The sequence below is a fragment of the Natrinema salsiterrestre genome, assembly GCF_029502005.1.
GTDB lineage: Archaea > Halobacteriota > Halobacteria > Halobacteriales > Natrialbaceae > Natrinema > Natrinema salsiterrestre.
Map to the genome: position 1 here is coordinate 84,791 of NZ_JAMQOT010000005.1, position 22,594 is coordinate 107,384.

Sequence of the window (22,594 nt, forward strand, 5' to 3'; positions counted from 1 at the left end):
AACGCGTCGTCTCTGTCTCCTCCGAGTCGTATCCAGTCGCTCTATTCGCATGTATGGCGTCCCCCTTTGTCGGTCGATATCTAACCGAAAGACCGATTCGATGGCACTGCTTCTGACGCAGTCTGCACTCTGTATCTCCGGACCCCGCTTCCCATCTCACGACCGCTGGTACTCGAAGCCCAGTCCCCACTCACGCCGGCTCTCGCTCGAGCCACAGGATAAATCCATCACCGAAAACAATAGGTATAAGTAACAACGCGGTGACGAGTAATTCGGAGGCCACGTCTCCGTGGGGGCGTACGCAAACGCCCCGGGTGCTAGGAACACCCGAGACTGGCTTCCAAACCGTGACAGGTTTCGGAAGCATGATTCCGTACATTCTACCGGGATATAAACGTCCCGCACGACAGCCGAATCGCCCGACAGGATTAGCCTCGCCGCCGTCGCCGGACTCGAGGCGCGATCGCCATGTGTGACGACCGCGACGCGAGACGTGACGACTCGGACGCGTGCGATGAGCACGACGTGCCGGACGGCCGCGACTCGTTGCCGCCCGACTGTCCCACCTGCGGCGAGTCCGTGCACGTCGTCACCGCCAGTGGTCCGTACGCGGGCACCGCCTTCCCCTGTGGCTGCTCGGTGGGTCCGGGCCGGATCACGCGCGATCACGACGGGCGCGAGGTCGACGGGAGGACCCAATGAGCGGGCCTCGAGAACTGGGGTCGAAGCGCTGCCTCGAGTGCGGGGCCGTGCTCCCCATACCCGACCCGATCGTGGGCTGGTGGCTCTGTGATGACTGCGAACTCGCGTTTAACTCGGACGGTGAGCGGGTGACGGAGCGGTAGCCGGTCGGACCCGTTCAGTGGGGCCGCGGGTGGCGGGCAGGAACCGACCCGTGTACCACCGTTGAGTGCGTCGGTCCCGTGGAACTATCTCAAAACGACGAGGAACGTTCCGACGCTGCGCTGTCGCTACTCGATCTAACGGACGACGGAGAAGGCGAGTCTTACGCGAGCGTCTCGCCGAGCGCCTCGAGTGCGGCCTTGCGGACCGCGTCGCGTTCGCCGGGCAGGAATTCGACGTGGCCGTCCCGTCCGCCGACGACGCTGACGCCGCCGTTCGGTACCGCTTCGGCGATCGCGTCGCCGAGATCGCGCACGTTCACGGGTTCGGTCGCGCGGACGTGGAGTTCGTCGTCGCCGACGCCGAGCGTGACGACCGGCGGGTCGGCCCGGTCGCGCTCGCTCCGGTGGAGCGCGTCGAGCAGCAGGATCGTCGTCGGGAAGTTGTACCGGTGGGTGAAGGCGTCCGTATCGAGCACGGAGACGGTGACCCCGTCGACGCCCTGTACCGTGAGGTTCTCGCGCGCCGTCTCGAGTTCGGTCTCGAGCTTGTCGCGGAACTGCTCGGAGACGTGGGCGGCCAGGTCGCCGTTTCGGGGCCGATCGGACGCCTCGCCGTCGCCGAACAGCAGGTCGATGATGAGTTCGCGTTTGTCCTTGTAGGACTGGTAGTAGGCCTCGAGCGCGACGGCCTCGCGGCGCTCGGAGATGCCGGTCTCGTCGTAGCCGGCCTCGGTCGCGAGCTCGAGGTAGTCCTCGGGGGCGTCCTCCCAGTAGCTGACGGCGGGGAGGTGCTCGAGGTCGCTTCGGACGTCGTCGTTGACGTGGGCGGCGACGTTGGACGCCAGCGCGGTCGCGGTGACGTCCGAGACGTCGACACCGGCGAGCGAGGGCGCGACGGCGACGTCGACGGCGTCGCCGACCTCGTCGTCGGCCCGGCTGTCGTCGATGACGAGCGAATCGGCGTCGTACAGCGAGAGGAACTCGTAGCCGTCGGTGGACTCGATCGTCGAGCCGGCGTCGACGAGGACGACGAGCGGTACCTGTTCGCCGTGGCGGTCGCGGGCCTCGAGCATTGACGTGACGTCGTTCGTCGCGGCGTCCATGTCGTAGACGCGACCGTCGAGCGGCCGGCGCTCGAAGTAGTGATACTCCGCGTCCTCGCGGGTGTGTTTCTCGCGGATCAGCGGGAGCACGGCGCGTTCGATGGCGGCGCCGGCGACGTAGCCGTCGGCGGTCGCGCCGTGACGGACGACGATCGGGCGCGCCTCCATGACGGCGCGACGGATCGCGGTCGCGGCGTCGCCGATGTTCTCCTCGACGGCTGCGACCGCGTCGTGGTCGGCCAGTGGCGCGACCTCGGCCGGACGCGCCTCGCGTTCGATCGCGCTCTCGAGGCGGTCGACGATCGTCTCGCCCTCCTCGCCCTCGAGGATGTCGAGGGACTCGGTCTCGACTTGCAGGTCGCCGTGATGGCGTTCGACCTCGCCTTCGAGGCGGACGACGTCGTCGAGTTCGACGTCGGGGTAGGCGCGGACGCCGGCTTCCTCGAACGCCGCGCACTCGACGGTGCCGGTCTCGTCGCGCAGTTCGAAGACCGTGGGGCCGCTGGTCTGGCGGACGCCGGTGATCTCGCCCTCGAGGCGGACGACGCTGCCGACCTGGTTCTCGATGGCCTCGACGGTTGTTCGCTTGAGTCCGGGTTCGGACGCGGCCTCGTGGTCGGCGTCGGTGGCTTCGTCGGTCGCCGGCGTCGATGCGGCCGCGGATTCGGTCGCGACGGAGCCGCTACTCGCGACGGCGCCGGCCGTTTCTGCGGCCGCTGGCTGACCGCCCTCGGCGGAGTCGGTCTCCGATTCGGAGTCCGTCTCCTCGGCGGCCGCCTGTAGCTCGCCGGCTTTCGCCGCTCGGTCGTCGGTGAGGTCTTCGGTTGCGGCGGCCGATTCGTCGGACGACTCGTCAGCCGTTTCGGTGGCCGTCTCGCTGGTGGACTCCTCAGCCGATTCAGTGGTCGGTTCGGAAGACGACTCGTCGGTGTCGTCTTCGAGCTCCTCGGGCCGATACTCGTCGTCGGCCGTCTCGATCAGGTGCCCGCGGAACTCGCGTTCGCGCTGGCGGATCGACCAGCCGAGGTCGACGTTTCCGTTGTCTCGAACGTCGAGCACCTGGACGAAGACGTCGTCCCCCGGTTCCCAGTCGAGACTTTCGAGCCGCTGGTCGAGTTCGCTTCTGTGCAACAGGCCGGTGACGTGATCTCCGATGTCGACGAAGACACCGAAGTCGGCGTAGCCGTCGACGGTCCCCCGGTAGTAGCGACCGGGTGTGAGCTGCGAGGCGGTCGTGCCGCGAAATTCGAAGACAGCATCCTCCTCGTGACTCTCACAGATCTCGCCGTCAACGGGTGTGCCGCAGATGATACAGTTACCCATCTACTCGAACCAAGCGGTTTCGCCCTAAAACGGTTGTCGAAATGCGTTCGCGAAGCGAGTCGCGGTCACAACTGCGGAACAGCGCCGCCGTCACTCGAAAACGGGCGAATCCTCCTCGAGCGACTCGATCTGGTCGACGAGATCCCGAACGTCGTCCGGGAACAGCGAGACCTGGATTTCGTTGTCGTCCTCGTCCTCGAAGACGAGCTTGACTCGCTTGTCGCCGAACTCCCTGGCCTCGGCGGCGTCGACGTCGAACAGCTTGACCGTCGCCGCCTTGTTGTTCGGACCGACGTTCTTGATCGCGCCGTCGTTCAGCTCTACCATGAACTCCTCGAGCGTGAGTGCGAGCATAGTCGCCGTACGGCCCCCGGGTAAAAAACGGCACGGCATCGCCGTCCGGACGGTGTGTGCCAACGTGAACGACGCGGGCGTTCGGACGGCTGCTGCCGAGGGGATGGGAGGGGGTCGTCCTGGAAATCGCAGCGGCGTCGCCGACGGCACTCGACCGGCGGTCGAACGGGGTGCGATCCCAGACCGCATGCGTGGTGTGTCAGTTCGCGTGCGGCTTTCTATCGTACTGAGAACGAACGTATAAACATTGGTGATAGTACATGTCCTCCGCGGCGTCTCAACCGCGTATTTATGACTTTTATAATGGAGGGACGGAGCGACGTTCCGTCCGGCACCAGTCAGTCATCGGTGCGAACCGGACTGACGCTACCCACTTTTATGGTGATCTCGTCCGAACGACGTAGGTGCTATGGAACTCACCTGGCACGGCCACTCGACGTGGCACGTCACCGTTGGAGAAACGGAACTGTTGATCGATCCGTTCTTCGACAACCCGAAGACCGATCTCGAGCCGGCAGACGTCGACACGCCGGATTACGTCCTGTTGACGCACGGCCACGCCGATCATATCGCTCACGCGGGCGCGTTCTCGGACGCGACGCTGGTCGCCACGCCGGAGTTGACGTCCTACTGTCAGGCGGAGTTCGGCTTCGAGGACGCCGTCGGCGGCATGGGGATGAACCTCGGCGGCACGGTCGAGTGCGGCGACGCCTACGTCACGATGCACCGCGCCGACCACACGAACGGGATCATGACCGAGAACGACTCGAGCGGCGGGATGCCGGGCGGCTTCATCGTGTCGGATACGAAGCCGACGCAGGTCGGCGACGAGGAGTCGACCACGTTCTACGACGCCGGCGACACCGGCCTCATGACGGAGATGCGCGACGTCATCGGCCCCTATCTCGAGCCCGACGCGGCCGCGGTCCCGATCGGGGACCACTTCACCATGGGGCCGATGCAGGCCGCCATCGCCGTCGACTGGCTGGACGTCGACCACGCGTTCCCCCAGCACTACGATACCTTCCCGCCGATCGAACAGGACCCCGACGACTTCGCCAGCGAAGTCCGAGGCGTCGGCAGCGACGCCGAGGTACACGCGCTCGAGGCCGACGAGCCGTTCGAACTCGAGTCCTGAGCCGACGGGAACTCGAGCGGCTGACGATCGCTTCGTTATTCTTCGCTCGTCGCACTGTACTGGCGCTCGTCGGCCGCCGTTCGAGTCCCGATCCGGTATCGCGTCTCGATCGGGTACCGCTCGCGTCGAGCGAGCACCAGATGGAGGCCGACGGCGACGGCGAGCAGTCCGAAGTTCCAGAGTGGCGAGTCGTAGTAGACGACGTCGACGATGATCGGCTCCGAGTAGATCGGCCAGAACGGCTTGATCGGCGGGGCGATGTCCGGCGCAGAAAGGATATCGGCGAACAGATGGCTGACGCCGCCGAGGAGTAGCCCGCCCGTCGCGAAGACGAAGACCGTCTCGGCTGAGATTTCCGTGCTTCGGATCCACCGGTGATCGTTGAGCCATGCGGTGAGCCACTTCGCGGCGACGACGCCGACGAGGATGCTCACCAGGAAGACGAACAGCAGCGAGTGTGTCACACCGTGATGAGTGATAGGGAGGTACTGCTGGAGAACGAGATCGACGTCAGGTAGCATCGCCGTCCCCAGCGTGAAGGCGACGAACGCGAGCGCTACTCGTCGACCCCAGATCAGCCACGCCGGCGCGGCGAACAACAGCGCCATCCCGAGGTGCCCGGTGACGTCGACCATCGTTCACTCGAGTCAGCGGAACCGCCGGATCAGCCGGAGTAACAGCGAGACGGCCGTCCCGATACCGGGAATCCGGGACGAAAGCGCCGCCGCACCGAGGAGCAGGAGGCCGCTCTTCGGATGGCCGCGCCGGAACTCCATCACGCTGTCTACTACCGTCGAGAGCATGCTGATCTTGTTCACCGATCGCCTGTTGAGGGTCGCCATGGTTCGTTCGCTAAGGTACCGGCGCGGGTACTAAATGATATTTCGCTGCAGGCGCAGGGTGTCGACGCCGCCACGTCCCGACCCCGTTCGGTCGGCTCGGAAAGTCGATTTCGCCGCTCCAGTCGTGAGATATCCGTCGCAGTGTCTCCCTCGAGCGGACGGCGATCGTTCGACCGTCGAAACGCTTTTGCAGTGATCTTTCGTTCGCCGTCGTATGCTAGATCTGCCGCTACAGACGGGTATGGGGGGAGCCGTCCTCGGTATCGCCTTCGTGATGTTCGTCATTCTGGTCGTGGCCCTTTTCAGCGCGATCGAAATCGTCGAGCCGGACGAGCGGAAGGCGCTGTTCGTCTTCGGGGAATTCAGGGACGTGATCGAGCCGGGGCTCAACGTGGTACCGCCGTTCGTCTCCCGGACGAAACCGATTCCGACGTCGCTCCAGACGGTCGAGGTCGTGCTCGAGGACGTCGAGACTGCCGACGGATCGACCTGTTCGGTACTGATCCGGGTGGACGTTCGCGTCGTCGATGCCAGCGCGGCGTTCACCGAAGTGGACAACTACCGATCCGCGTTCACCGACGTGGCCCTGTCGACGACCCGCAGTGCGGTGCAGTCACACGAGATAGCGGCGCTGCGAGACCCCGGCCAGCTAGAGCGGCAGATTCAGGACGATCTCTCCGCTGCCGTCGACGAGTGGGGCCTGGTCGTGCCGGCAGTCGAACTGGAGCTCGCGTCGCGAGCGCCGGAGGCGCGCCCGTGAGCGGAGTCGACGGAGCCCGTCCTGACGAACCGGGGCGAATCGAGCCGACGTGGTCGCGTCCCTCACTCTCCGCCCATCACACCGACGGGACAACGTTTACACCGTCGCTCGTGGACGTTTCGACTGCCATGGCGAAGCGAGTTACCACCGTCTCCGACGAGGGGTACAGCGCGACGAACGAGATTCGCGACTTCGAGACGACGATCGACGCCAACGGCGAGGACGCTCCCGACACGCTCGAGACGCTGCTGGCGGCTTACGGCTCCTGTTACGTGCCGGCGGTGCGCGTCGGCGGCCAGCAGCGCGGGGCCGACGATCTCGGGCGGATCGAGATCGACGTCGACGGGGAACTCAACGACGACGACAAACTCGAGTCCGTCGCCTTCGACATCCGCGTGGAAGCCGACGTGGACGACGACACCGGCGAGGAAATACTCGAGCGCGCGTTCGAACTCTGCAAGGTGCACGACGCCCTGAAGGATAGTCTTCACGCGGACACGAGCTTCGAAGGCAACGCGTTCTGAGGACGGGGGCACTCCCCTCGAGCCGGGATCTCCGTGACAGGGCGAGCAGGGTCGGCCCGTCGTTTGCGGCCGCGAATCCGTCGCCGTTTGCTCTCCGAGTGACGGCAACCACGTGATCCCTACGTGTTAGAAAATTCAACTTTCAGTCCCTCAAACGAGCCAAAACGACCAAATCAGTCCAGCGCATGGGAGTGGAACACGAATGCGACGACCCCTCCTGGTCGTGGCGGTCGCGGGGCTACTCGTCCTCTCGGGATGTAGCGGCGTGATCGACGACGTGGACAGCGACGACGAGTCCGTCACGCCCGACGTCAGCGGCGAACTCGAGATCCACCACATCGACGCCGGGCAGGCCGATTCGACGCTCGTCGTCACGCCGGCGGGGGAAACGATCCTGATCGATACGGGCGATTATCGCGACGACGGAGAGACCGTCATCGAGTATCTCAGAGCCCACGATATCGACCGCATCGATCATCTGGTCGCGACCCACGGCCACGCCGACCACATCGGCGGCCATCCCGAGATCATCGAGTACCTCGAGGAAGCGGGCGACGGCGTCGGTGCGGCCTACGACTCCGGCGTCCCCCACACGACGGCGACCTACGACAACTATCTCGACGCCATCGAGGAGTACGACGTCCGGCTCTTCGAAGTCGCGGCGGGCGATACCCTGCCGCTCGAGGACGACGACCTCGAGGCGACGGTCCTGAACCCGCCAGCGGAGGAGAACGGAGACGACGTCGACGCCAACGGCGTCGTTCTGACCCTCGCGTTCGGCGAATTCTCGTATCTGACGACCGGCGATATCGAGGCGGGAACCGAGCAGCGGCTCGCGGACGAGTACGGCGACGATCTCGCGGTCGACGCCTATCAGGCGGGCCACCACGGCTCGTCGACCTCCTCGAGCGAGCCGTTCCTCGAACGGGTCGATCCCGACGCGGCGATCGTCTCGAGCGCGCTCGACTCCCGATACGGACACCCCCACGATGAGGTGCTCGAGGCCTTCGCCGATCGCGGGATCGAGACCTACTGGACCGGTGTCCACGGCGACATCGTCCTGACGACGGACGGGACCGACTGGTCGGTCGAAACGGAACGCGACGGCCCGACCGACCCGGACGAACTGCTCGAGCGGAAGCAGGAGGCGCAGTCCGCACTCGGGGTTCCGCCGGCCGACGGAACGCGGCCGCTGATCGACGGCGACCGACCATCGATTGATGGCGCTGCCCCGCGTACCGCACCCCGATGACCGATGAGTGAGACGCACACCGCAGTCCTCGACCGCATCGTCGACGGGGAGAACGCGGTCCTCCTGCTCGAGGCGGACGGCGAGGTAGTCGACGAGCGCATCGTCGACGTCGAAACGCTACCCGAAGACGGGCGACACGAGGGCGCCGTCTTCGAGGTGATCGTCGAGGAGGGCGCGCTGCTCGAGGCCAGCTACCGCGGGGCCGCTGAACGGGAGCGACGGGAATCGGCACAGGAGCGGTTCGACCGGCTCTCGGAGCGGTTGCCGAGCGACGAGCGGGACGAAAGGTAGGGACGACGGGCGGCGAACCTGCCGGCTCCCGGATGGGCACCTTCAAGACGGTCCTCGAGACAGAAACGGCCATGCTACGATCGTTCGACGGAACGGAACCGCAGGTCGCCGAGTCGGCGTACGTCGACGACGCCGCGGTCGTGATCGGCGACGTCGTCATCGAAGAGGATGCGAGCGTCTGGCCGAACACCACGATACGCGGCGATCACGGGACGATCGTCATCGGCGAGGGGGCGAACGTTCAGGACAACGCCGTCCTCCACGAGACGGCCGAACTCGAGCCCTACTCGACGGTCGGCCACAGCGCCATCGTCCACGACGCGACCGTCGGCGAGCGCGCGTTAATCGGGATGAATGCGGTGGTCCTCGACGGCTCCTACGTCGGCGAAGGTGCGGTCGTCGCCGCCGGCAGCGTCGTCACGGAGGACACGGAGATTCCCGAGGCCACGCTCGTCGCCGGTGCGCCCGCCGAACCGAAAACAGAGATCGACGATCCCGCCCTCGAGGCGACGGCTGATCGGTACGTCGAACTCTCGAAAACGCACGCGGAAACGTCCGAACGACTCGACTGAGGGTTCAGTCGGTACGCTCGCCGTCGGCGTCCGCTCCGAAGACGACCTCGCGGACGTCGTCCACTCCGGCGCGGCGGACCACGGCTCGGACCGGGTCGCGCGCACCGACGAGATTGTCCGAAGCTCCGTCGAGCACCAGAAGCCGGGCGTCTCGTCCGGGCTCGAGCAGCCCGTACTCGAGGCCGGCGATCTCGGCCCCGTTTATCGTCGCCGCCCGGAGGATCTCGGGGGCCGGCAGTTCGGAGAGCTTCGCGAGGAACTCCATCTCGCGGAACATCGACGGCGAGTTGAGGAAGACGTTGTCCGTTCCCAGCGCGAGCGTCGTCCGTTCGCTGAGTTCCTCGTACGGCGATAATCCGACGTCGGTGACGAGGTTCGAGCGCGGGCAGACGACGATCGGCACCTCCTGCTCGGCGACGCGTTCGAGGTGATGCGCTTCGGGGTGAACCATGTGGACCAGGAAATCCGGCTCGAGGTCGAGCGCGGGATCGATGTCGCTCTCGTCGACCTCGCCGGCGTGGATGCCGAAGGGCTTGCCGGCCTCCCGCGTCGCCTCGCGCTCCCGGCCGAACTCGGAATCGTTCGCCCCGCTCGCGCCGAAGCCGTCCCCCGCGCGCATCGCATCGACGGAGCCGCGAGCGAAGGAGAGCGCGTCGATCGGGAGTCCGTCCGCGGCGGCCTCGAGCATCGACACGCCGTCGACGTCGCCCTCGCGGAAGTCCAGACACGCGGCGGTTCCGGCCCGTTGCATGAAGCGCAGTGACTGCGCCATCGCCGTCACGAGCTCGTCTCGCGAGGCGGCCCGGAGCAGCCGGTGTTTCAGGCCGTCCGGCGGCGCGACGAGTTCCTCGAGCGAGAGGCCGCCGCCGGCCTCCTTGGCGATCGAGTCGCCGATGTGAGTGTGGGCGTTGACGAACGCCGGCAGGATTATGTCGTCGCTCTCGGTCGACGTCTCTTCGATGGCCTCGATGCGGCCGTCGTCGTCGACGACCACCCGTCCCTCGACGGGTTCGAACTCGCGGCCGCGGAGAATCGTTCCCGTTCGTTCCATACGAATGGGTTCGCGGTCAGTGCCTTCAACCGTTCGGGGTCGGAACGGCGCGGTGTCTTCGCCGGTTCGGCGCTGGAACGGCGGCGAACTCGATTCGGGCCGTCGATCTCGAGCGCTCTACACTTCAAAAGCGACTGTAAAAGCCCTGAAATCCGCTAGTCGACGAACTGATCCAGCGTCGCGTCACGGCCGTCCCGGACCTCGGTGACCAGCGCACCGTCGATATCCAGGCCGAGGACGTCGACGGCGGTCCGACCGATTCGCTCGCGCAGGTCCGGCGGCGAGTAGACGCCGAGGCGCCACTGCGAGTACTGGGCCGCACGCAGCGCGTCCACGAGCGGCGACTGCTGGCCGAGTCGCCGGATCTCGCCGTTGACCATGACGCGCGTCGTCGATTCGGTCATCGACGGGCGACTCGGGACGTCGAGGATGACGTGGTCCGGGTCGACGCCCGCTCGATCGCTGATCTCGCGCTCGAACTCGCGGATCGTCCCGTGATCGGCCTCGATGATCCCGCCCGGAACGTCGTCCATTTCGGCCCACACCGCTCGCTTGAACAGATCGCGGTGGTCCAACCGGCGGGAGAACGCGGCCGTCTCGTCGCACGAGCGCAGCGCCGCGATCAGATCGTGATCGTCCATCCGCTGGAGGGTCTCGGCCTCGAGATCGGTCGCTGGGGACTCGAGCAGCCGCTCGGACGCCCGGCGGAGCATCGCCTTGCTGATCCGGGCGACGCTGTGGCTGTAGACGGTCGGGTTCATCAGCGCCCGGGCGACCAGCAGGCTCTCCGCGGTCTGGACGTTCCCCTCGTCGAGGACGAGTTCGCCGTCGACGAACGTGAGCTCTCGCACGAGCCGGCCGTGATCGATCGTCCCGTAGGGAACGCCCGTGTGGTGGGCGTCGCGCACGAGGTAGTCCATCCGATCGACGTCGAGCTCGCCCGAGACGAGCTGGCCGAATCGGCCCTCCCCGGCGACCAGATCCGCGACCGCCGCGGGCTCGAGGCCGTGGTCCCGCAACACGTCGCCGACCGCTCCGTCCGCCAGTAGCTCGTGGACGTCGTCGTGGTAGCGCCCCGTCCGGCGGTGCGTGAGCGATTCGATGTTGTGGCTGAAGGGGCCGTGGCCGACGTCGTGGAGCATGGCCGCGGCGCGGACCCGTTCCGCTCGCCGGCCGTCGACGGCGAGTTGCTCGAGGGCCTCGCAGGCGAGGTGGTAGACGCCGAGGCTGTGCTCGAAGCGGGTGTGGTTGGCCGAGGGATAGACCAGGGAAACGGTCCCGAGCTGGCTGATTCGCCGGAGCCGTTGCAGTTCCGGCGTGTCGAGGAGCTCCCGGGCGACGCCGTCGACCTGAATGTGGTCGTGGACGCTGTCCTTGATTATCTTCATCGGTCGCGTTTCGGCCCGTTCCTACAAAAACGGTCGTCCGAAACGCGCGGTCTCGAGTTGCGAATACCGGCTCAACTACTACCGGCGTAGGCCCCCTCCGGTACGAATAGATGACCCACCTGACGATCCCCACGGACGCTGATACGAATCGAACTGAGGCGCTCGTTCGAGAGCATCTCGAAATCGGCGATTTCGTCGAGGTTCGCAGCGAGGAACGAACCGAAGACCACCTGACGGACGCCACCGGCGAGGTGACGGGCTTCGAAGCCGGCTATCTCGAGCTCGACGAGCAGCCGCCCGGGGAGGGAAGCGTTCGATACGACGAGATCCACACGGTCGACCGGATCGAAGACGAGTAGTCGACGGTCGAGGGCGATTCGAGTCGATCTGGGGAAGACGACCGGCGGCATCACTCGGGGACGGAGACGGCAGTTGTTACTCGGCTTCGGCTACTCGAGCCCGACCCACTCGCCGCGGTCGTCGCTCTCCTCGATCGCGGCGAGGACCCGCTGTGCGGCCAGGCCGTCCTCGAAGTTCGGTGCGAACTCGCGGCCCTCCGCCACGGCGCTCAGGAACTCGTAGTTCTCGTGGACGAACGTGTGCTCCCAGCCCAGCACGTGGCCCGGCGGCCACCAGTGATCGACGTAGGGGTCGTCCTCGTCGGTGACCAGAATCGTCTCGTAGCCGCGATTGTCGTCGCTTCGGAGCACCTCGAGTTCGTTCAGCCGCTCGAGGGAGAACCGCAGACTGCCCTCGGAGCCGTGGATCTCGATGGTGTGGTCGTTCTTGTGGCCCGTCGCCGCCCGGGTGGCCTCGATGGTGCCCATCGCGCCGTGTTCGTACGCGAGCTGTGCGGAGTAGGCGTCGTCGACGGTGACCGGCCGCGTTTCGACGGCGTTGCCGTCTCCGCGAGACTCCTCCGGAGTCTCGCCCTCGACCGGCCGTTCGTCGACGAACGTCTGCAAGTGACCGCTGACGCGTTCGATCTCCCCCGCGAGGTCGTCGTCACCGACGAGAAAGCGAAGGAGATCGACGGTGTGCGCGCCGAGGTCGCCCAGCGCCCCCGAGCCCGCCATCTCCTCGTCGTTGCGCCACGACCACGGTGCCTCGGGGTCGACCAACCAGTCCTGCAAGTAGCGCCCGCGGACGTGGCGGATCTCGCCGAGTTCGCCGTCGTCGAGCAGTCGCTTCGCGTACCGGATCGCCGGCACGAAGCGGTAGTTGAACGCACAGCCCGCGGGTACGTCGCCCCCGGCCTCGCGCGCCGCCTCGGCCATCGACTCGGCGTCCGCGAGGGTCGGTGCCAGCGGCTTCTCGCAGAAGACCGGCGTGCCGGCCTCGAGGGCGGCGATCGACGGCTCGGCGTGGACGTGGTTCGGTCCGAGGTTGTAGAAGACGTCGACGTCGTCGACGACCTCGGCCCAGTCCGTCGAGATCGATGAGAACCCGAGTCGGTCGGCGGCATCTGAGAGCGCGTCCTCGTCGCGACCGACTAACACGCTGCGTTCGATCTCGGGCGCGTCCGGGAAGAACATCGGGAGCCGCGCCATCGCGTTCGCGTGTGCCTTCCCCATGAATCGGTAGCCGAGCACGCCGACCTCGAGTGTCATACCAATTGGTTCACGGTTGGTGCTGTTAGAAGTTTCCGTACGGCCGTTCGGTCCGTCAGAACTGCCACCGGGTTCGACGGACTCTGGATCCGAGGACGGCTACGCCGCCCGGTACGCCTCGCCCGGTTGTCCCTGGAAAACCGCTCGCTCGAGGGGGTCGATCGCCTTCTCGAGGCCCCTCTCGCGAACTGGTCGCACGTTCGACTCTAGTAGTCGTTGAAAGTCATTGCACTCCCGCTCGAGTGCGAGCGGTGAGTAACTCGTTTCAACGACTACTATCGCTATAGCGGTGCATCCGCGGACCGGACGACGCTACTCGTACCCGGATCGACCGAGAGCACGTCGCGATGAATCGCTGGAATCGGTTCGTCTGCGAACACGTCCGTTCAATGTGTCACGACAACGTTTCACTCACTCGGGGCCTACGCGGGGGTGCGAAGACCGAATGAGTATCCGAATCGATCCCGACGAGCACGAGAGTATCCGATTGACCGGTGTCGACGTCCGGACGGTGCCACCGGATCGTCTCGAGTTCGCTATCGAAGGGACCCTGACGGTCGGTTCCGCCCTGCTCGCCGAGTTCGAGGGAGCGACGCTGAATCCGGTCGCGGTCACGGTCTCCACCGCGGACTCGGAGCCCGTCTCGATCGACCTGACGGGGCCGGCATCGGTTCGCCTCGAGGACGTCGACGTCGGCATCGCCGCGCCGGACGGGGAGGACATCGCAGACGACATTCGCGCCGTTCGTCCGTCGACTGACGGCGCCGATTCGGTCGATTCGCCGTCCGGTGTGATCGCGTTTACCGTCGAGGGGACCATCCGAGGCCTGACTGCGACGACGTTCGAGCCGATCGCGGACGACGGGCCGACGATCGACTCGGTCGAGTTCGCCGTCGACGAACCGATCCGCGGCGACGGCGGGTCGGAGACCGACGTGATCTTCGAACTGACCCTGTTCGGCTACGGGATCACCGTTCGTCGGGACGGCGCGATCGGCATCGGAACGGGCGGTCGATCGTTCGGTGTCGATCCTCGCGACTGGGAGCACGGTTCCTGACGCCGTCCCGTCGTCGCTCTCGAGGAGGCGACGCTCCGTCACGGACTTCCGTTAACGGCTCGGATCGCCCCTAGCGATCCCGATCGCGTCCGCGCCCGCGTTTCTCCCGCCACTTCCGGCGTTTGAGTCGCCGGTAGAGGGCCATCACGTCCTCGAAGTCCTCCTCACCGTCGCCGTCGATGTCGTACCGGCCGGGTACCGGCTCCGGGTCCGTGATCGACGCCTCGTTCTCGACGGTCAGCGTCGTCGTCTCGTCGCCGACCGAGAGCTCGTACTCGCCGGCCTCGACCACCCTCGCCCGGTCGCCGGGCACGTCGCCGGGGACGACCTCGAGCGTCGCGAGGTCGAGTTCGACGTCGACGGTCGCGGACTCGCCGGGCTCGAGGGCGACTCGCTCGAACCCCATCAGCCGACGGTGGGGCTGCAGGACGGACCCGTAGAACTCGGTGTTGTACACCTCGACGATGTGCTCGCCGGGCCGCTCGCCGGCGTTTTCGACGCCGACGGTCGCCGTGACGGTCGAGGTCGACGACGGGTCCCGGACCGAGTCCGTCGACAGCGAGAGCCCCGAGTACTCCCAGTCGGTGTACGAGAGGCCGTGTCCGAACTCGTACTGAATCATGCCGTCGGCCGCGCCGATCGACTGGCGCGGCGGATAGTCGTCGTAGAACAGCGGCACGTGACCGACGTTCGCCTCCCAGGTGAACGGGAGCCGCCCCGAGGGATTGTAGTCGCCGAAGAGCGCGTCGGTGACGGCGACGCCGGTATCGCTGCCGGGCTGACCGGCGAACAGGATCGCGTCGAGATGACCGAACGTGTCGGCGGTTCCGCGCGGACTACCGGCGAGGATCACGCCGACGACCGGAACGTCGTCCGCGGTCTCCTCGTCGATCAGTTCCACGAGCTCACGCTGGGCCTTCGGGAAGCGCATCTTGTCGCGGTCGCCAAAGCCCTCGTTGTGGGGGCCTTCGCCGAGAACGACGACGACGGCGTCGGCAGTCCCCGCGGCGTCGACGACCGCCGCCTCTTGGTCGTCCGTCACGTCGAAGAAGCCGTTATCGAAGTTCTCGTAGATGCTCGCATAGGGAGCGGCCTCGAATTCCGTTGGGACGTGCGTGAACCGCTCGCCGAGCCGATCCGACAGCTCCCCCGCGATCGTGTTCTGTCGCGGCCGCGGACCGTCCTCGGTCAGATCGCCGTCCTCGATCCCCTGCCAGCCGAGCGTCCAGCCCCCGTGTTGCATCAGGAACCGATTCTCCGTTCCCGCCTCGATCCCCGGCCCGGTCAACAGCAGTGACTCGGACCCCTCGAGCGGGAGCGCGTCGCCCTCGTTTTCCAGCAAGACGAGCGACTCCTTGGCGAGTCGCTCCGAGACGTCCCGCGCACCGCCGACGAGGTCGCCGATCTCGCCTTCCGGGACCGTCGGTCGATCGAACAGACCGAGATCGCGCTTCAGTTCGAGGATCCGACGGACCGATTCGTCGATACGATGCTCGGAAATCTCGCCGCTCTCGACGAGGTCGATCGTCGTCTCGATAAAGTCCGTCGGTGCCGTCTCGCCGCCGCACATGTGCATGTCGATCCCGGCCTCGAGGCCCTGCTTGACGGCTCGTCGCCACCCCGACTCCATGTCGGGCAGGTACTCGTGGTTTGAAATCAATCGCCGGAAGTCGTCCCAGTCGGTGAGCACGACGCCGTCGAATTCGTAGCGCTCCCGGAGCACCTGCGTCAGCAGCCACTGCGAGACGTGGGCGGGCTTGCCGTTGACCGCCCCGCTGTTGACCATCACCGTCTTCGCCTCCTCGAGCGCTCGCGCGTAGGCCGGGAGCTGGCGGGTGCGGAGATCGCGCATCGACGTCCGAGCGTGTGCGCGGTCCTTCCCGGTGTTGGGCGTTCCGTAGCCGGCGAAGTGTTTGACCGTCGCGGCCACGCGATCGCTCTGCTGGAACCCGCGCGCTCGTGCACGTCCCAGTTCGCCCAGCAGCATCGGGTCCTCGCTGTGGCCCTCGAAGTACCGCCCCCAGCGCATGTCGCGGAGCACGTCGACCGTCGGCCCGAAAATCCAGTGGCCGCCCATCGCCGCGATCTCGGTGCCGGTGTGCGTCGCCGCCGCCTCGACGAGGTCGACGTCGCGGGTCGCCCCCATGTTGAGCCGCTGGGGGAAGCTCGTACAGCCGTCCAGCAGGGTGTTCCCGTGGAGGGCGTCTCCGCCCCAGAGGAAGGGGATTCCGTGCTCGGTGGTCGTCACGGCGTACTCCTGAAGCCGGTTGAGCCCCGCGACGAACTCCTCCCCGTCCCACGTCGGGCCGGACGCGCCGCCGTTGAGGACCGATCCGACGTGGAGGTCGGTAAACAGCTCGCCGAGCGTGTCGGCGTCGTCGTGGTCGTTGAACTCGGTGTCGGGACCGAACCCGTCGCCGAGGTCGTCGATCGCCACCTGCGTCATCTGTCCGACTTTCCGCTCGAGGCTCATCTCGGCGATCAGACCGCCGATATCGTCGCCGCCTCCCTCGGCGGCGGCCGTATTCGCTCCGACGCCGATCGCGGACGTCGCAGTCGCCACACCGGTCGATTTCATGAACGTTCGGCGCGATTCGTCGATCGATTCACCCTCGTATCTCGATGTCGTTTCTTCTGACATGCAAGCACATACGACTATCTTATACTGTATAAAAATTGCCTACAGAAATAGTAATAAATAATATTTTTTGGACGACTACATGGTTTTTCGATTATGGGTTCGTCGCGGGTTCGTGCGGTCCGGACCGCCGGTTCTCAATTACTGCCACCGCTCGATTCGGATCGACAGCCCGAGTCGTCCGAGATCGTACCGCCCGGACGGATCGAATCGGCGTGCAACGGTACAGCGCTGTTCTCAGTTGGCTTCGGGCACCACATGCCACGTATCGGAACGGAGTCAACAGTTCGTACTATCCAGTCAGTTGAACACCCCTTTCGTCGCACGTGGCAGTAAACGAACGATCGGACGAGCCGACTCGCGTCGAAGTCGCCGCGGTCGACTGCCGATCGAGAATCAGGATACTCCGTCCCGTCGATTCAATACGTGGCCGAAACGCCGTCGGACTCGGACGCAAAACGTTCCGACGCCGTCCCGATCAGTCGTCGGCGGGCGTCGGCGCGCCGCGCTCGACGTCGATGTTACCCGCGTCGAGATCGGCCTCGACGTTACGGGCCGCCTGCACCATGTTCGCCATCTTGCCGTAGGCGACCTCGCGGGGCAGCAGCTTCACGCCGCAGTCCGGCGAGACGACGAGCTGTTCCGGCGGGACGACCTCGAGACCCTTCTTGATGTTCTCCTCGATCTGCTCGACCGACTCGACTTCCGCGACGTGGGCGTCGCAGACGCCGAGGGCGAGGTCCTTGCTGAACTCGGGGTCTTTGAACACGTCGAGCTGGTCGTAGTCGCCGTTCGCGAGCTCGAGGTCGAACTCGTCGACCGGGAACTCGAGGATCTCGGGGTAGATGCGGGAGTAGTCGCCGTAACAGACGTGGAGGCCGATGCGGACGTCGTCGGGAATGTCGGCGACGATGTGCTCGAGTGCCTCGCCGACGATCGCGTGGTCGTCGGGCGTGGTCGCGAGCGCGGGCTCGTCGATCTGGATGTAGCGCGCACCGGCGTCGACGAGCTTCTCGATCTCCTCGTTGACGAGGTCGGCGAGCTCGAGGGTGAGCTCGTCGTCGTCATCGTAGGCCTCGTTGAACGACCAGTTTGCGAGGGTGTAGGGACCCGTGATCGGGACCTTGACCGGCCGGTCGCTCGCCTCGGCGGTGAACTCGTACTCGTCGACGAGCCAGCTCTCGTCGTACTCGACCTCGCTGACGACGCTTGGCTTGTCGAAGTAGTTGTGTCCCCAGACCTTGACGGGGCCGTTGAACTCGTAGCCCTCGATGCGGTGGGCGAAGAACTCGACCATCTCGTTGCGCCGCATCTCGCCGTCGACGACGACGTCGAGGCCGGCGCGCTCGTGTTCGTTCGTGATGAGGCGGGCCGCGTCGTCTTTGGCCTCCTGATAGTCGTCTTCGTCGAAGCCGTGATCGTCGTCCTGATAGAGCTCCTTCGCGCGGTTGAGCCACTTGGGCTTCGGGTAGGAGCCGACGACGGTCGTCAGCAGGAAGTGGTCGGACTCGTGATCCGGCTGTCGGAACTGATCTTTGTTTTCGTTGCTCATGCTGCTTTCACCTCCGCGAGGTCCGCGGCTTCCGCGAGGACCTCGAGTTTCTCCACGTACTTGCCGTAGGGCAGGTAGAACGTCTCCGTGTTCGTCGTCAGGTAGACCGTCTCGAAGTCGGTGACGCCGAGTTGGCCTTCGACCCACTCGGTCCGGTCGCGGATCGCTTCGGGATCTTCGACGAGCGTGTTCTGGCCGTCGGCGAGGCCCAAGGCGATGTCGTCGGGTGCGCCGTACTCCTGAATGTTGTAGAGGTTGTCGTCCTGGTTCGCGACGAAGTCGAAGCCGACGGCGTCGATGTCGGCATCGAGCAGGTGCGCGTAGACCTTCTCCTCGAGCGCGCCCCAGTAGGGCTGGACGACGACGTCGGCGTCAGTCGCGCTCGCGACGCGATCGATCGCCTCGCTCGCTCGCTCGTCCTGCCCGTCCTCGGGCGCCGACTCGACCAGCGAGGGTTCGAGCAGGAACAGCGTTTCGTGCTCGGGGAAGGCGTCGACCTCGCCCTCGAGGAACTCCGCAACGGCGCCGAGGAACGCCGCCTCGTCACCGTAGTGTTCGTCGGTGGCGAGATCGGCGAGCGAGTACGGACCGGGGAGAACGGCCTGCAGGTCGTCGGCGGCGGCGAGTTCCGCCGCGGTCTCGAGTTCGTCGGCGACGTCGCCGGTGGGCTCGAGATCGTCCTGTACGACCGGCTCTCGGTAGAAGTTGTTGTTGTCGTAGTAGCGGACGATCCCGCGCGTTTCGACGGCGTCGGCGACCGCCAGCGGGTGGGCGAGCATGTCGTCCCAGCGCAGCTGGCCCTCGACGATGCGGTCGAGACCGGCATCCTGCTGGACGCCGATCACTTCCTCGCGAGCCTCCTCGTAAGCCGTCGTGATTTCTTCGCCCTCATCGCCGCTGATGAGGTCGTGTTTCTGGTGCCCTTTCAGATCCGAAAGGTCGTCTTTCGCCCAGTCCGGGAGCGGATACAGCCCCGGCGTGGTCGAAACGTACTCAGTCATCGTGTCCCCGGCTAGGCTATACCGACGCTTAATATTTTCCATCCGTTCTAATACACAGCAGTAATTTGCTCGGGTTTCGGCCGATTCCGGCCCCGATTTCGAGACGTGCATGAGCAAGCGTCACACATCTGCTACCCGACAAACAGCTGTCGGATCGAAACCGAAACGAGCCGCTGTCGATCGGCAAGTCGACTCGAGTGTGTCGGACGCAGCGATGGGATTCGCAGTATCACTCCAGTGCCAGCAGGGCGTATGTCCCGTCGTCGACCTGTGCGACGACGTAAACCGTGCCGTCGTCGAGCACCGGTCCAGGGCCGACACGCCCCGCGAACTCGCGCTCGAAGCGGACTGCTGGGCCGCCGCTCGGACTGTCTCCCGGTGTCGGATCCAGGGCGCGGAGACGATCGCCGCCGACGAAGACGGTATCGCGACCGTACGCCGGCGCGGTGTGTCGCCAGTCGCCGATGTCGTAGTCCCAGTACCGATCACCGGATTCGGTATCGACGGCGTGAATCCCTTGCCCGTTCGCGACGAGAGCGATCCCGTCGGCCACGGCGATACCGCGGTCGGCCCAGCCGGTATCGGCCGTCCAGTTCCGGGTCGGGTCCGATAGCCCGTCGTCCATCAGCGCGTACGTGGTTCCGTCTCTGCAGTTGACGTAGACCGAGTCGGTGTCCGCACTGGGCGGCGCCGTCGGCTCGGCGGGTAGTTGCCACCGTCGTCCACCCGTTCCGTCCCCGTCCAGCAGATACACCATCCCGGCTCGAGTGGTGATGACGAACCAGTGGGCCTTGAAGACGGCCGGATGGTTCTGGACCTGACCGAAGACCTCGCGGTCCCAGCGAACCGACCCGTCGTCGGGATCGAGCGCGACGACCCGTTCCCCTGCGCCGCAGACGAGTTGCTCACCGGCGCGCGTCGCCGGCGTCGTCACCACACCGGGCGTCTCGAATTCCCGTTCCCACAGCTGCTCGCCCGTGTCGGCCTCGAGCGCGCGAATCGCATCTCCGGTCGAGACGTAGGCGACATCGTTCCAGAGCAACGGCACCGTCCCGACGGTCTCGGTCGTCCACAGTTGCGATCCGTCGGTGGCATCGAGGACCCGAAGGGTGTCCACGTCGGGCTGGTAGACACGGCCGCCGGCGACGACCGGTGCCTGATACGCGGTTTGTGCGACCTCCACGCGCCAGCGCTCGGTGACGCCATCGACCGGTGCCTGACCGTCGGCAACCTCGCGCGTATTGGCCCCATTGCAGCCGAACGTCGACCACTCGCCGTTCGCACCGCGGGCGCTATTCCCGGGATCCGGTAGCTCGTCGACACCGGACGGCGGCGGGTCGTCGGGGCCCCTAACTCGCGAGAGCAGCGAACAACCGGCGAGCGCGACGCTCCCGCCGGTCGCACCGACGCTCGCCAGTAGAGTCCGTCGGGTGGAGGGCATCACGCGAGACCTCCCACTCATCGGAAAAGAATCTTCGGATGACGTATTTCCACCGACCGCCTCTCGGCTGCTATCGGAGCAACTCGAGCACCGTCAGCGTCTCGAACGGGAACGACTCGTCGGCGACGGCGACCGCGCTGAAGCCCGCCTCGCCGGCCCGCTCGACGACCCCGTCGACTCCGGTGAGGCTGCTCACGAGCAGATAGACGACGCCGTCGGGAGCGAGGACGCGGCCGACGTTGTCGAGGAACGGATCGATAACGGCGCGGCCGTCCTCGCCGCCGGACAGCGCGTGTTCCATCCAGTCGTCCCACTCGTTCTCGGGGTCGGTCGGCAGGTAGGGAGGATTGAACACGACGGCATCGAACGTCTCGTCCCGAAACGGCGAGACGAGATCCGCCCGCACCGTCTCGACGCCCTCCCGACGGGCCTGTCGCACGGCGTGTGGGTTCAGATCCGACGCGATCACGCGAGCGCTCGTCCCGTCGGCGATCCGTCCGGCGACGTAGCCGGAGCCCGTTCCGACCTCGAGGACCAGGTCGCTCCCCCCGAGGCGCTCGCAGGCCGCCTCGGCGAGCAGTTCCGAGTCCTCCGCGGGCTGGTAGACGTCCGGTTCCCGATCGCGGCGCTCCTCGAGTCCCATCTACGTGTCCTCCGGTGTCGTCATGCGGTGTTCCGTTCCGGTATCATCCTGATCGTCCGAGGGCGGGCTTCGGTCCTCGTCGGCGATCCGGAAGCCGTCGGTTTCCGCGCGACCGGAGAGTTCGCGCTGCGGGAACGGGATCTTGACGTCCTCGTCCTCGAAGGCGCGTTTGACGGCGTCGATCGCGGCGGTTCTGGCCTTCCAGTAGCGTCTGGCACTCGGCTTGTCGATCCAGAACCGGACTCCCAGTACCACTTCGGAGTCGCCGAAGGACTTGCCGACGACCTGCGGTGACGGCGCGGTCATCGCCTCCTCGACGTCGTCGATCGCTTCCTCGGCGAGTTCCGCCGCCCGGTCGACGTCGGTGCCGTAGTCGACGCCGACCTCGATCTCGAGTCGCAGTCGCCCTCGTTTCGAGCGGTTCGTCACCATGCTCGAGGCGATGACGTCGTTGGGGATCATGATGTACTCGCCGTCGAACGACCGGATGCGGGTGTTGACGATCGAGATATCGGTGACGATCCCCTCGTTGTCCTCGACTTCGATCCAGTCGCCGATCTCGAAGGGCCGTGCGAACATCAGGACGAAGCCGGACAGCATCGTTCCGAGGGTCTGCCGGGCGGCCATACCGAGGACGATCCCGAGGAACCCGGCCCCGACGAGCAGGCTACCGAGGTCCTCGATCCAGATCCCCAGAATGATGACGAGCGAAGCGGACCAGATGGTCACCTGCGAGAGCCGATGTGTGACCTGTCGCTGGTGTTCGGTGACGGCCGCCGCCGAATTCATCACCTCCTCGATGATCCGTCGAACGAATCGGGAGACGATGACGGTCGCGATGAGCAGAACGAAGGAAAACACGGCACGCGGAACGGTGTCGGTACTGAGATTGAGGCCCACGAAGAGCTGCTGGATCGCGTTCGTCCGACCCCACACGCCCGTCACGACGACGAGGCTCACCAGACAGCTTCCGATGAGCAGCGTCATCGAAAGCACGTCGGCGTATATCGGTCTCGTCCGATCGGCCAGCCACGTGTGATGCCGCCGGTAGGAGACCAACACGGCGATGACGAGTCCGACCGCTACGACCGACACCGCGAGTTTGAGGGGGGTCGTCGGAAACAGCTCCGACAACCAGTCGGGCCCAGTCAGTAGTCCGGTCATGCGTTCGTCTCTCAGCCCCTCGTCCGTGCAGCTTTGAGTATCCGT

23 protein-coding genes are annotated in these 22,594 nt (G+C 66.1%); 10 read left to right on the forward strand and 13 right to left on the reverse strand.

Annotated elements, in window-relative coordinates; genetic code table 11:
* Positions 1-468: 468 nt before the first annotated feature.
* Together NDI89_RS14665 and NDI89_RS14670 are read left to right on the forward strand one after the other, a co-directional pair.
* Positions 469-702 (forward strand): hypothetical protein, encoded by a 234-nt coding sequence (locus tag NDI89_RS14665; protein ID WP_277522378.1) that lies wholly within the window; start codon positions 469-471, stop codon positions 700-702.
* The gene (locus NDI89_RS14670) at positions 699-845 is read left to right on the forward strand and encodes a hypothetical protein (protein ID WP_277522380.1); all 147 of its coding nucleotides are present in this window, start codon (positions 699-701) and stop codon (positions 843-845) included. Before NDI89_RS14665 ends, NDI89_RS14670 begins: the two co-directional genes overlap by 4 nt.
* 161 nt (positions 846-1,006) lie before the next feature.
* On the opposite strand, the gene NDI89_RS14675 is transcribed toward NDI89_RS14670, so the two are convergent.
* A complete protein-coding gene (locus tag NDI89_RS14675; protein WP_277522382.1) occupies positions 1,007-3,271 on the reverse strand; it encodes a DHH family phosphoesterase in 2,265 nt (754 codons plus the stop codon).
* Positions 3,272-3,361: 90 nt separating this feature from the next.
* Positions 3,362-3,625, reverse strand: coding sequence for a hypothetical protein (locus NDI89_RS14680; RefSeq protein WP_277522384.1), 264 nt, complete (start codon positions 3,623-3,625; stop codon positions 3,362-3,364).
* 409 nt (positions 3,626-4,034) lie between these two features.
* On the opposite strand from NDI89_RS14680, the gene NDI89_RS14685 reads away from it, so the two are divergent.
* Positions 4,035-4,763 (forward strand): metal-dependent hydrolase, encoded by a 729-nt coding sequence (locus tag NDI89_RS14685; RefSeq protein ID WP_277522386.1) that lies wholly within the window; start codon positions 4,035-4,037, stop codon positions 4,761-4,763.
* A gap of 35 nt (positions 4,764-4,798) precedes the next feature.
* Here the strand turns inward: NDI89_RS14685 and NDI89_RS14690 are convergent, their stop codons facing one another.
* Positions 4,799-5,398, reverse strand: a complete 600-nt coding sequence (locus tag NDI89_RS14690) for a metal-dependent hydrolase (protein ID WP_277522388.1) — start codon at positions 5,396-5,398, stop codon at positions 4,799-4,801.
* Positions 5,399-5,410: 12 nt separating this feature from the next.
* Positions 5,411-5,605 carry a hypothetical protein gene (locus NDI89_RS14695; protein WP_277522390.1) on the reverse strand — a complete coding sequence of 65 codons (195 nt, stop codon included), beginning with the start codon at positions 5,603-5,605 and terminating at the stop codon, positions 5,411-5,413.
* A 214-nt stretch (positions 5,606-5,819) separates the two neighbouring features.
* On the opposite strand from NDI89_RS14695, the gene NDI89_RS14700 reads away from it, so the two are divergent.
* From NDI89_RS14700 to NDI89_RS14720, 5 genes are all read left to right on the forward strand, one after another.
* The gene (locus NDI89_RS14700) at positions 5,820-6,365 is read left to right on the forward strand and encodes an SPFH domain-containing protein (RefSeq protein WP_277522392.1); all 546 of its coding nucleotides are present in this window, start codon (positions 5,820-5,822) and stop codon (positions 6,363-6,365) included.
* A 128-nt stretch (positions 6,366-6,493) separates the two neighbouring features.
* Positions 6,494-6,889 carry an OsmC family protein gene (locus tag NDI89_RS14705; RefSeq protein WP_277522394.1) on the forward strand — a complete coding sequence of 132 codons (396 nt, stop codon included), beginning with the start codon at positions 6,494-6,496 and terminating at the stop codon, positions 6,887-6,889.
* A gap of 202 nt (positions 6,890-7,091) precedes the next feature.
* Positions 7,092-8,141, forward strand: coding sequence for a ComEC/Rec2 family competence protein (locus tag NDI89_RS14710; protein WP_277522396.1), 1,050 nt, complete (start codon positions 7,092-7,094; stop codon positions 8,139-8,141).
* Positions 8,142-8,144: 3 nt separating this feature from the next.
* Entirely contained in the window at positions 8,145-8,432 is a 288-nt protein-coding gene (locus NDI89_RS14715) for a DUF3006 family protein (protein WP_277522398.1), read from the forward strand.
* A 71-nt stretch (positions 8,433-8,503) separates the two neighbouring features.
* Entirely contained in the window at positions 8,504-9,004 is a 501-nt protein-coding gene (locus tag NDI89_RS14720; RefSeq protein ID WP_277522401.1) for a gamma carbonic anhydrase family protein, read from the forward strand.
* Positions 9,005-9,008: 4 nt separating this feature from the next.
* Here NDI89_RS14720 and NDI89_RS14725 read toward each other — a convergent pair whose 3' ends face one another.
* Positions 9,009-10,055, reverse strand: a complete 1,047-nt coding sequence (locus NDI89_RS14725) for an amidohydrolase family protein (protein ID WP_277522404.1) — start codon at positions 10,053-10,055, stop codon at positions 9,009-9,011.
* Positions 10,056-10,210: 155 nt separating this feature from the next.
* A complete protein-coding gene (locus tag NDI89_RS14730; RefSeq protein WP_277522406.1) occupies positions 10,211-11,443 on the reverse strand; it encodes an HD domain-containing protein in 1,233 nt (410 codons plus the stop codon).
* A 110-nt stretch (positions 11,444-11,553) separates the two neighbouring features.
* Here NDI89_RS14730 and NDI89_RS14735 point away from each other — a divergent pair, with 110 nt between their 5' ends.
* The gene (locus NDI89_RS14735) at positions 11,554-11,802 is read left to right on the forward strand and encodes a hypothetical protein (RefSeq protein WP_277522408.1); all 249 of its coding nucleotides are present in this window, start codon (positions 11,554-11,556) and stop codon (positions 11,800-11,802) included.
* Positions 11,803-11,892: 90 nt separating this feature from the next.
* On the opposite strand, the gene NDI89_RS14740 is transcribed toward NDI89_RS14735, so the two are convergent.
* On the reverse strand, positions 11,893-13,053 hold the full coding sequence (locus tag NDI89_RS14740) for a Gfo/Idh/MocA family protein (protein WP_277522410.1): 1,161 nt from the start codon (positions 13,051-13,053) through the stop codon (positions 11,893-11,895).
* 445 nt (positions 13,054-13,498) lie between these two features.
* Here NDI89_RS14740 and NDI89_RS14745 point away from each other — a divergent pair, with 445 nt between their 5' ends.
* On the forward strand, positions 13,499-14,110 hold the full coding sequence (locus NDI89_RS14745; RefSeq protein ID WP_277522412.1) for a hypothetical protein: 612 nt from the start codon (positions 13,499-13,501) through the stop codon (positions 14,108-14,110).
* 70 nt (positions 14,111-14,180) lie between these two features.
* Here the strand turns inward: NDI89_RS14745 and NDI89_RS14750 are convergent, their stop codons facing one another.
* The 6 genes from NDI89_RS14750 to NDI89_RS14775 all read right to left on the reverse strand — a co-directional run bounded on the left by NDI89_RS14750 (position 14,181) and on the right by NDI89_RS14775 (position 22,549).
* On the reverse strand, positions 14,181-16,688 hold the full coding sequence (locus NDI89_RS14750) for a glycoside hydrolase family 3 protein (RefSeq protein ID WP_425607763.1): 2,508 nt from the start codon (positions 16,686-16,688) through the stop codon (positions 14,181-14,183).
* A 538-nt stretch (positions 16,689-17,226) separates the two neighbouring features.
* Positions 17,227-18,300, reverse strand: a complete 1,074-nt coding sequence (locus NDI89_RS14755) for a methionine synthase (RefSeq protein WP_277522416.1) — start codon at positions 18,298-18,300, stop codon at positions 17,227-17,229.
* Entirely contained in the window at positions 18,297-19,301 is a 1,005-nt protein-coding gene (locus tag NDI89_RS14760) for a 5-methyltetrahydropteroyltriglutamate--homocysteine methyltransferase (RefSeq protein WP_277522418.1), read from the reverse strand. Before NDI89_RS14760 ends, NDI89_RS14755 begins: the two co-directional genes overlap by 4 nt.
* Before the next feature lie 229 nt (positions 19,302-19,530).
* Positions 19,531-20,742: a PQQ-like beta-propeller repeat protein gene (locus NDI89_RS14765; protein ID WP_277522421.1), complete on the reverse strand. Its 1,212-nt coding sequence runs from the start codon at positions 20,740-20,742 to the stop codon at positions 19,531-19,533.
* A gap of 70 nt (positions 20,743-20,812) precedes the next feature.
* Positions 20,813-21,385 (reverse strand): HemK2/MTQ2 family protein methyltransferase, encoded by a 573-nt coding sequence (locus tag NDI89_RS14770; RefSeq protein ID WP_277522423.1) that lies wholly within the window; start codon positions 21,383-21,385, stop codon positions 20,813-20,815.
* Positions 21,386-22,549, reverse strand: a complete 1,164-nt coding sequence (locus tag NDI89_RS14775) for a mechanosensitive ion channel family protein (protein ID WP_277522425.1) — start codon at positions 22,547-22,549, stop codon at positions 21,386-21,388.
* Positions 22,550-22,594: the final 45 nt, after the last annotated feature.

Bases quoted from the DNA above. Each gene is read 5' to 3' on its own strand.
- NDI89_RS14690 (WP_277522388.1), bottom strand. From the start codon at position 5,398: ATGGTCGACGTCACCGGGCACCTCGGGATGGCGCTGTTGTTCGCCGCG.
- NDI89_RS14765 (WP_277522421.1), bottom strand. From the start codon at position 20,742: ATGCCCTCCACCCGACGGACTCTACTGGCGAGCGTCGGTGCGACCGGC.
- NDI89_RS14775 (WP_277522425.1), bottom strand. From the start codon at position 22,549: ATGACCGGACTACTGACTGGGCCCGACTGGTTGTCGGAGCTGTTTCCG.
- NDI89_RS14770 (WP_277522423.1), bottom strand. From the start codon at position 21,385: ATGGGACTCGAGGAGCGCCGCGATCGGGAACCGGACGTCTACCAGCCC.
- NDI89_RS14715 (WP_277522398.1), top strand. From the start codon at position 8,145: ATGAGTGAGACGCACACCGCAGTCCTCGACCGCATCGTCGACGGGGAG.
- NDI89_RS14760 (WP_277522418.1), bottom strand. From the start codon at position 19,301: ATGACTGAGTACGTTTCGACCACGCCGGGGCTGTATCCGCTCCCGGAC.
- NDI89_RS14685 (WP_277522386.1), top strand. From the start codon at position 4,035: ATGGAACTCACCTGGCACGGCCACTCGACGTGGCACGTCACCGTTGGA.
- NDI89_RS14740 (WP_277522410.1), bottom strand. From the start codon at position 13,053: ATGACACTCGAGGTCGGCGTGCTCGGCTACCGATTCATGGGGAAGGCA.
- NDI89_RS14665 (WP_277522378.1), top strand. From the start codon at position 469: ATGTGTGACGACCGCGACGCGAGACGTGACGACTCGGACGCGTGCGAT.
- NDI89_RS14755 (WP_277522416.1), bottom strand. From the start codon at position 18,300: ATGAGCAACGAAAACAAAGATCAGTTCCGACAGCCGGATCACGAGTCC.
- NDI89_RS14750 (WP_425607763.1), bottom strand. From the start codon at position 16,688: ATGAAATCGACCGGTGTGGCGACTGCGACGTCCGCGATCGGCGTCGGA.
- NDI89_RS14700 (WP_277522392.1), top strand. From the start codon at position 5,820: ATGCTAGATCTGCCGCTACAGACGGGTATGGGGGGAGCCGTCCTCGGT.
- NDI89_RS14695 (WP_277522390.1), bottom strand. From the start codon at position 5,605: ATGGCGACCCTCAACAGGCGATCGGTGAACAAGATCAGCATGCTCTCG.
- NDI89_RS14670 (WP_277522380.1), top strand. From the start codon at position 699: ATGAGCGGGCCTCGAGAACTGGGGTCGAAGCGCTGCCTCGAGTGCGGG.
- NDI89_RS14735 (WP_277522408.1), top strand. From the start codon at position 11,554: ATGACCCACCTGACGATCCCCACGGACGCTGATACGAATCGAACTGAG.
- NDI89_RS14680 (WP_277522384.1), bottom strand. From the start codon at position 3,625: ATGCTCGCACTCACGCTCGAGGAGTTCATGGTAGAGCTGAACGACGGC.
- NDI89_RS14720 (WP_277522401.1), top strand. From the start codon at position 8,504: ATGCTACGATCGTTCGACGGAACGGAACCGCAGGTCGCCGAGTCGGCG.
- NDI89_RS14710 (WP_277522396.1), top strand. From the start codon at position 7,092: ATGCGACGACCCCTCCTGGTCGTGGCGGTCGCGGGGCTACTCGTCCTC.
- NDI89_RS14675 (WP_277522382.1), bottom strand. From the start codon at position 3,271: ATGGGTAACTGTATCATCTGCGGCACACCCGTTGACGGCGAGATCTGT.
- NDI89_RS14725 (WP_277522404.1), bottom strand. From the start codon at position 10,055: ATGGAACGAACGGGAACGATTCTCCGCGGCCGCGAGTTCGAACCCGTC.
- NDI89_RS14730 (WP_277522406.1), bottom strand. From the start codon at position 11,443: ATGAAGATAATCAAGGACAGCGTCCACGACCACATTCAGGTCGACGGC.
- NDI89_RS14705 (WP_277522394.1), top strand. From the start codon at position 6,494: ATGGCGAAGCGAGTTACCACCGTCTCCGACGAGGGGTACAGCGCGACG.
- NDI89_RS14745 (WP_277522412.1), top strand. From the start codon at position 13,499: ATGAGTATCCGAATCGATCCCGACGAGCACGAGAGTATCCGATTGACC.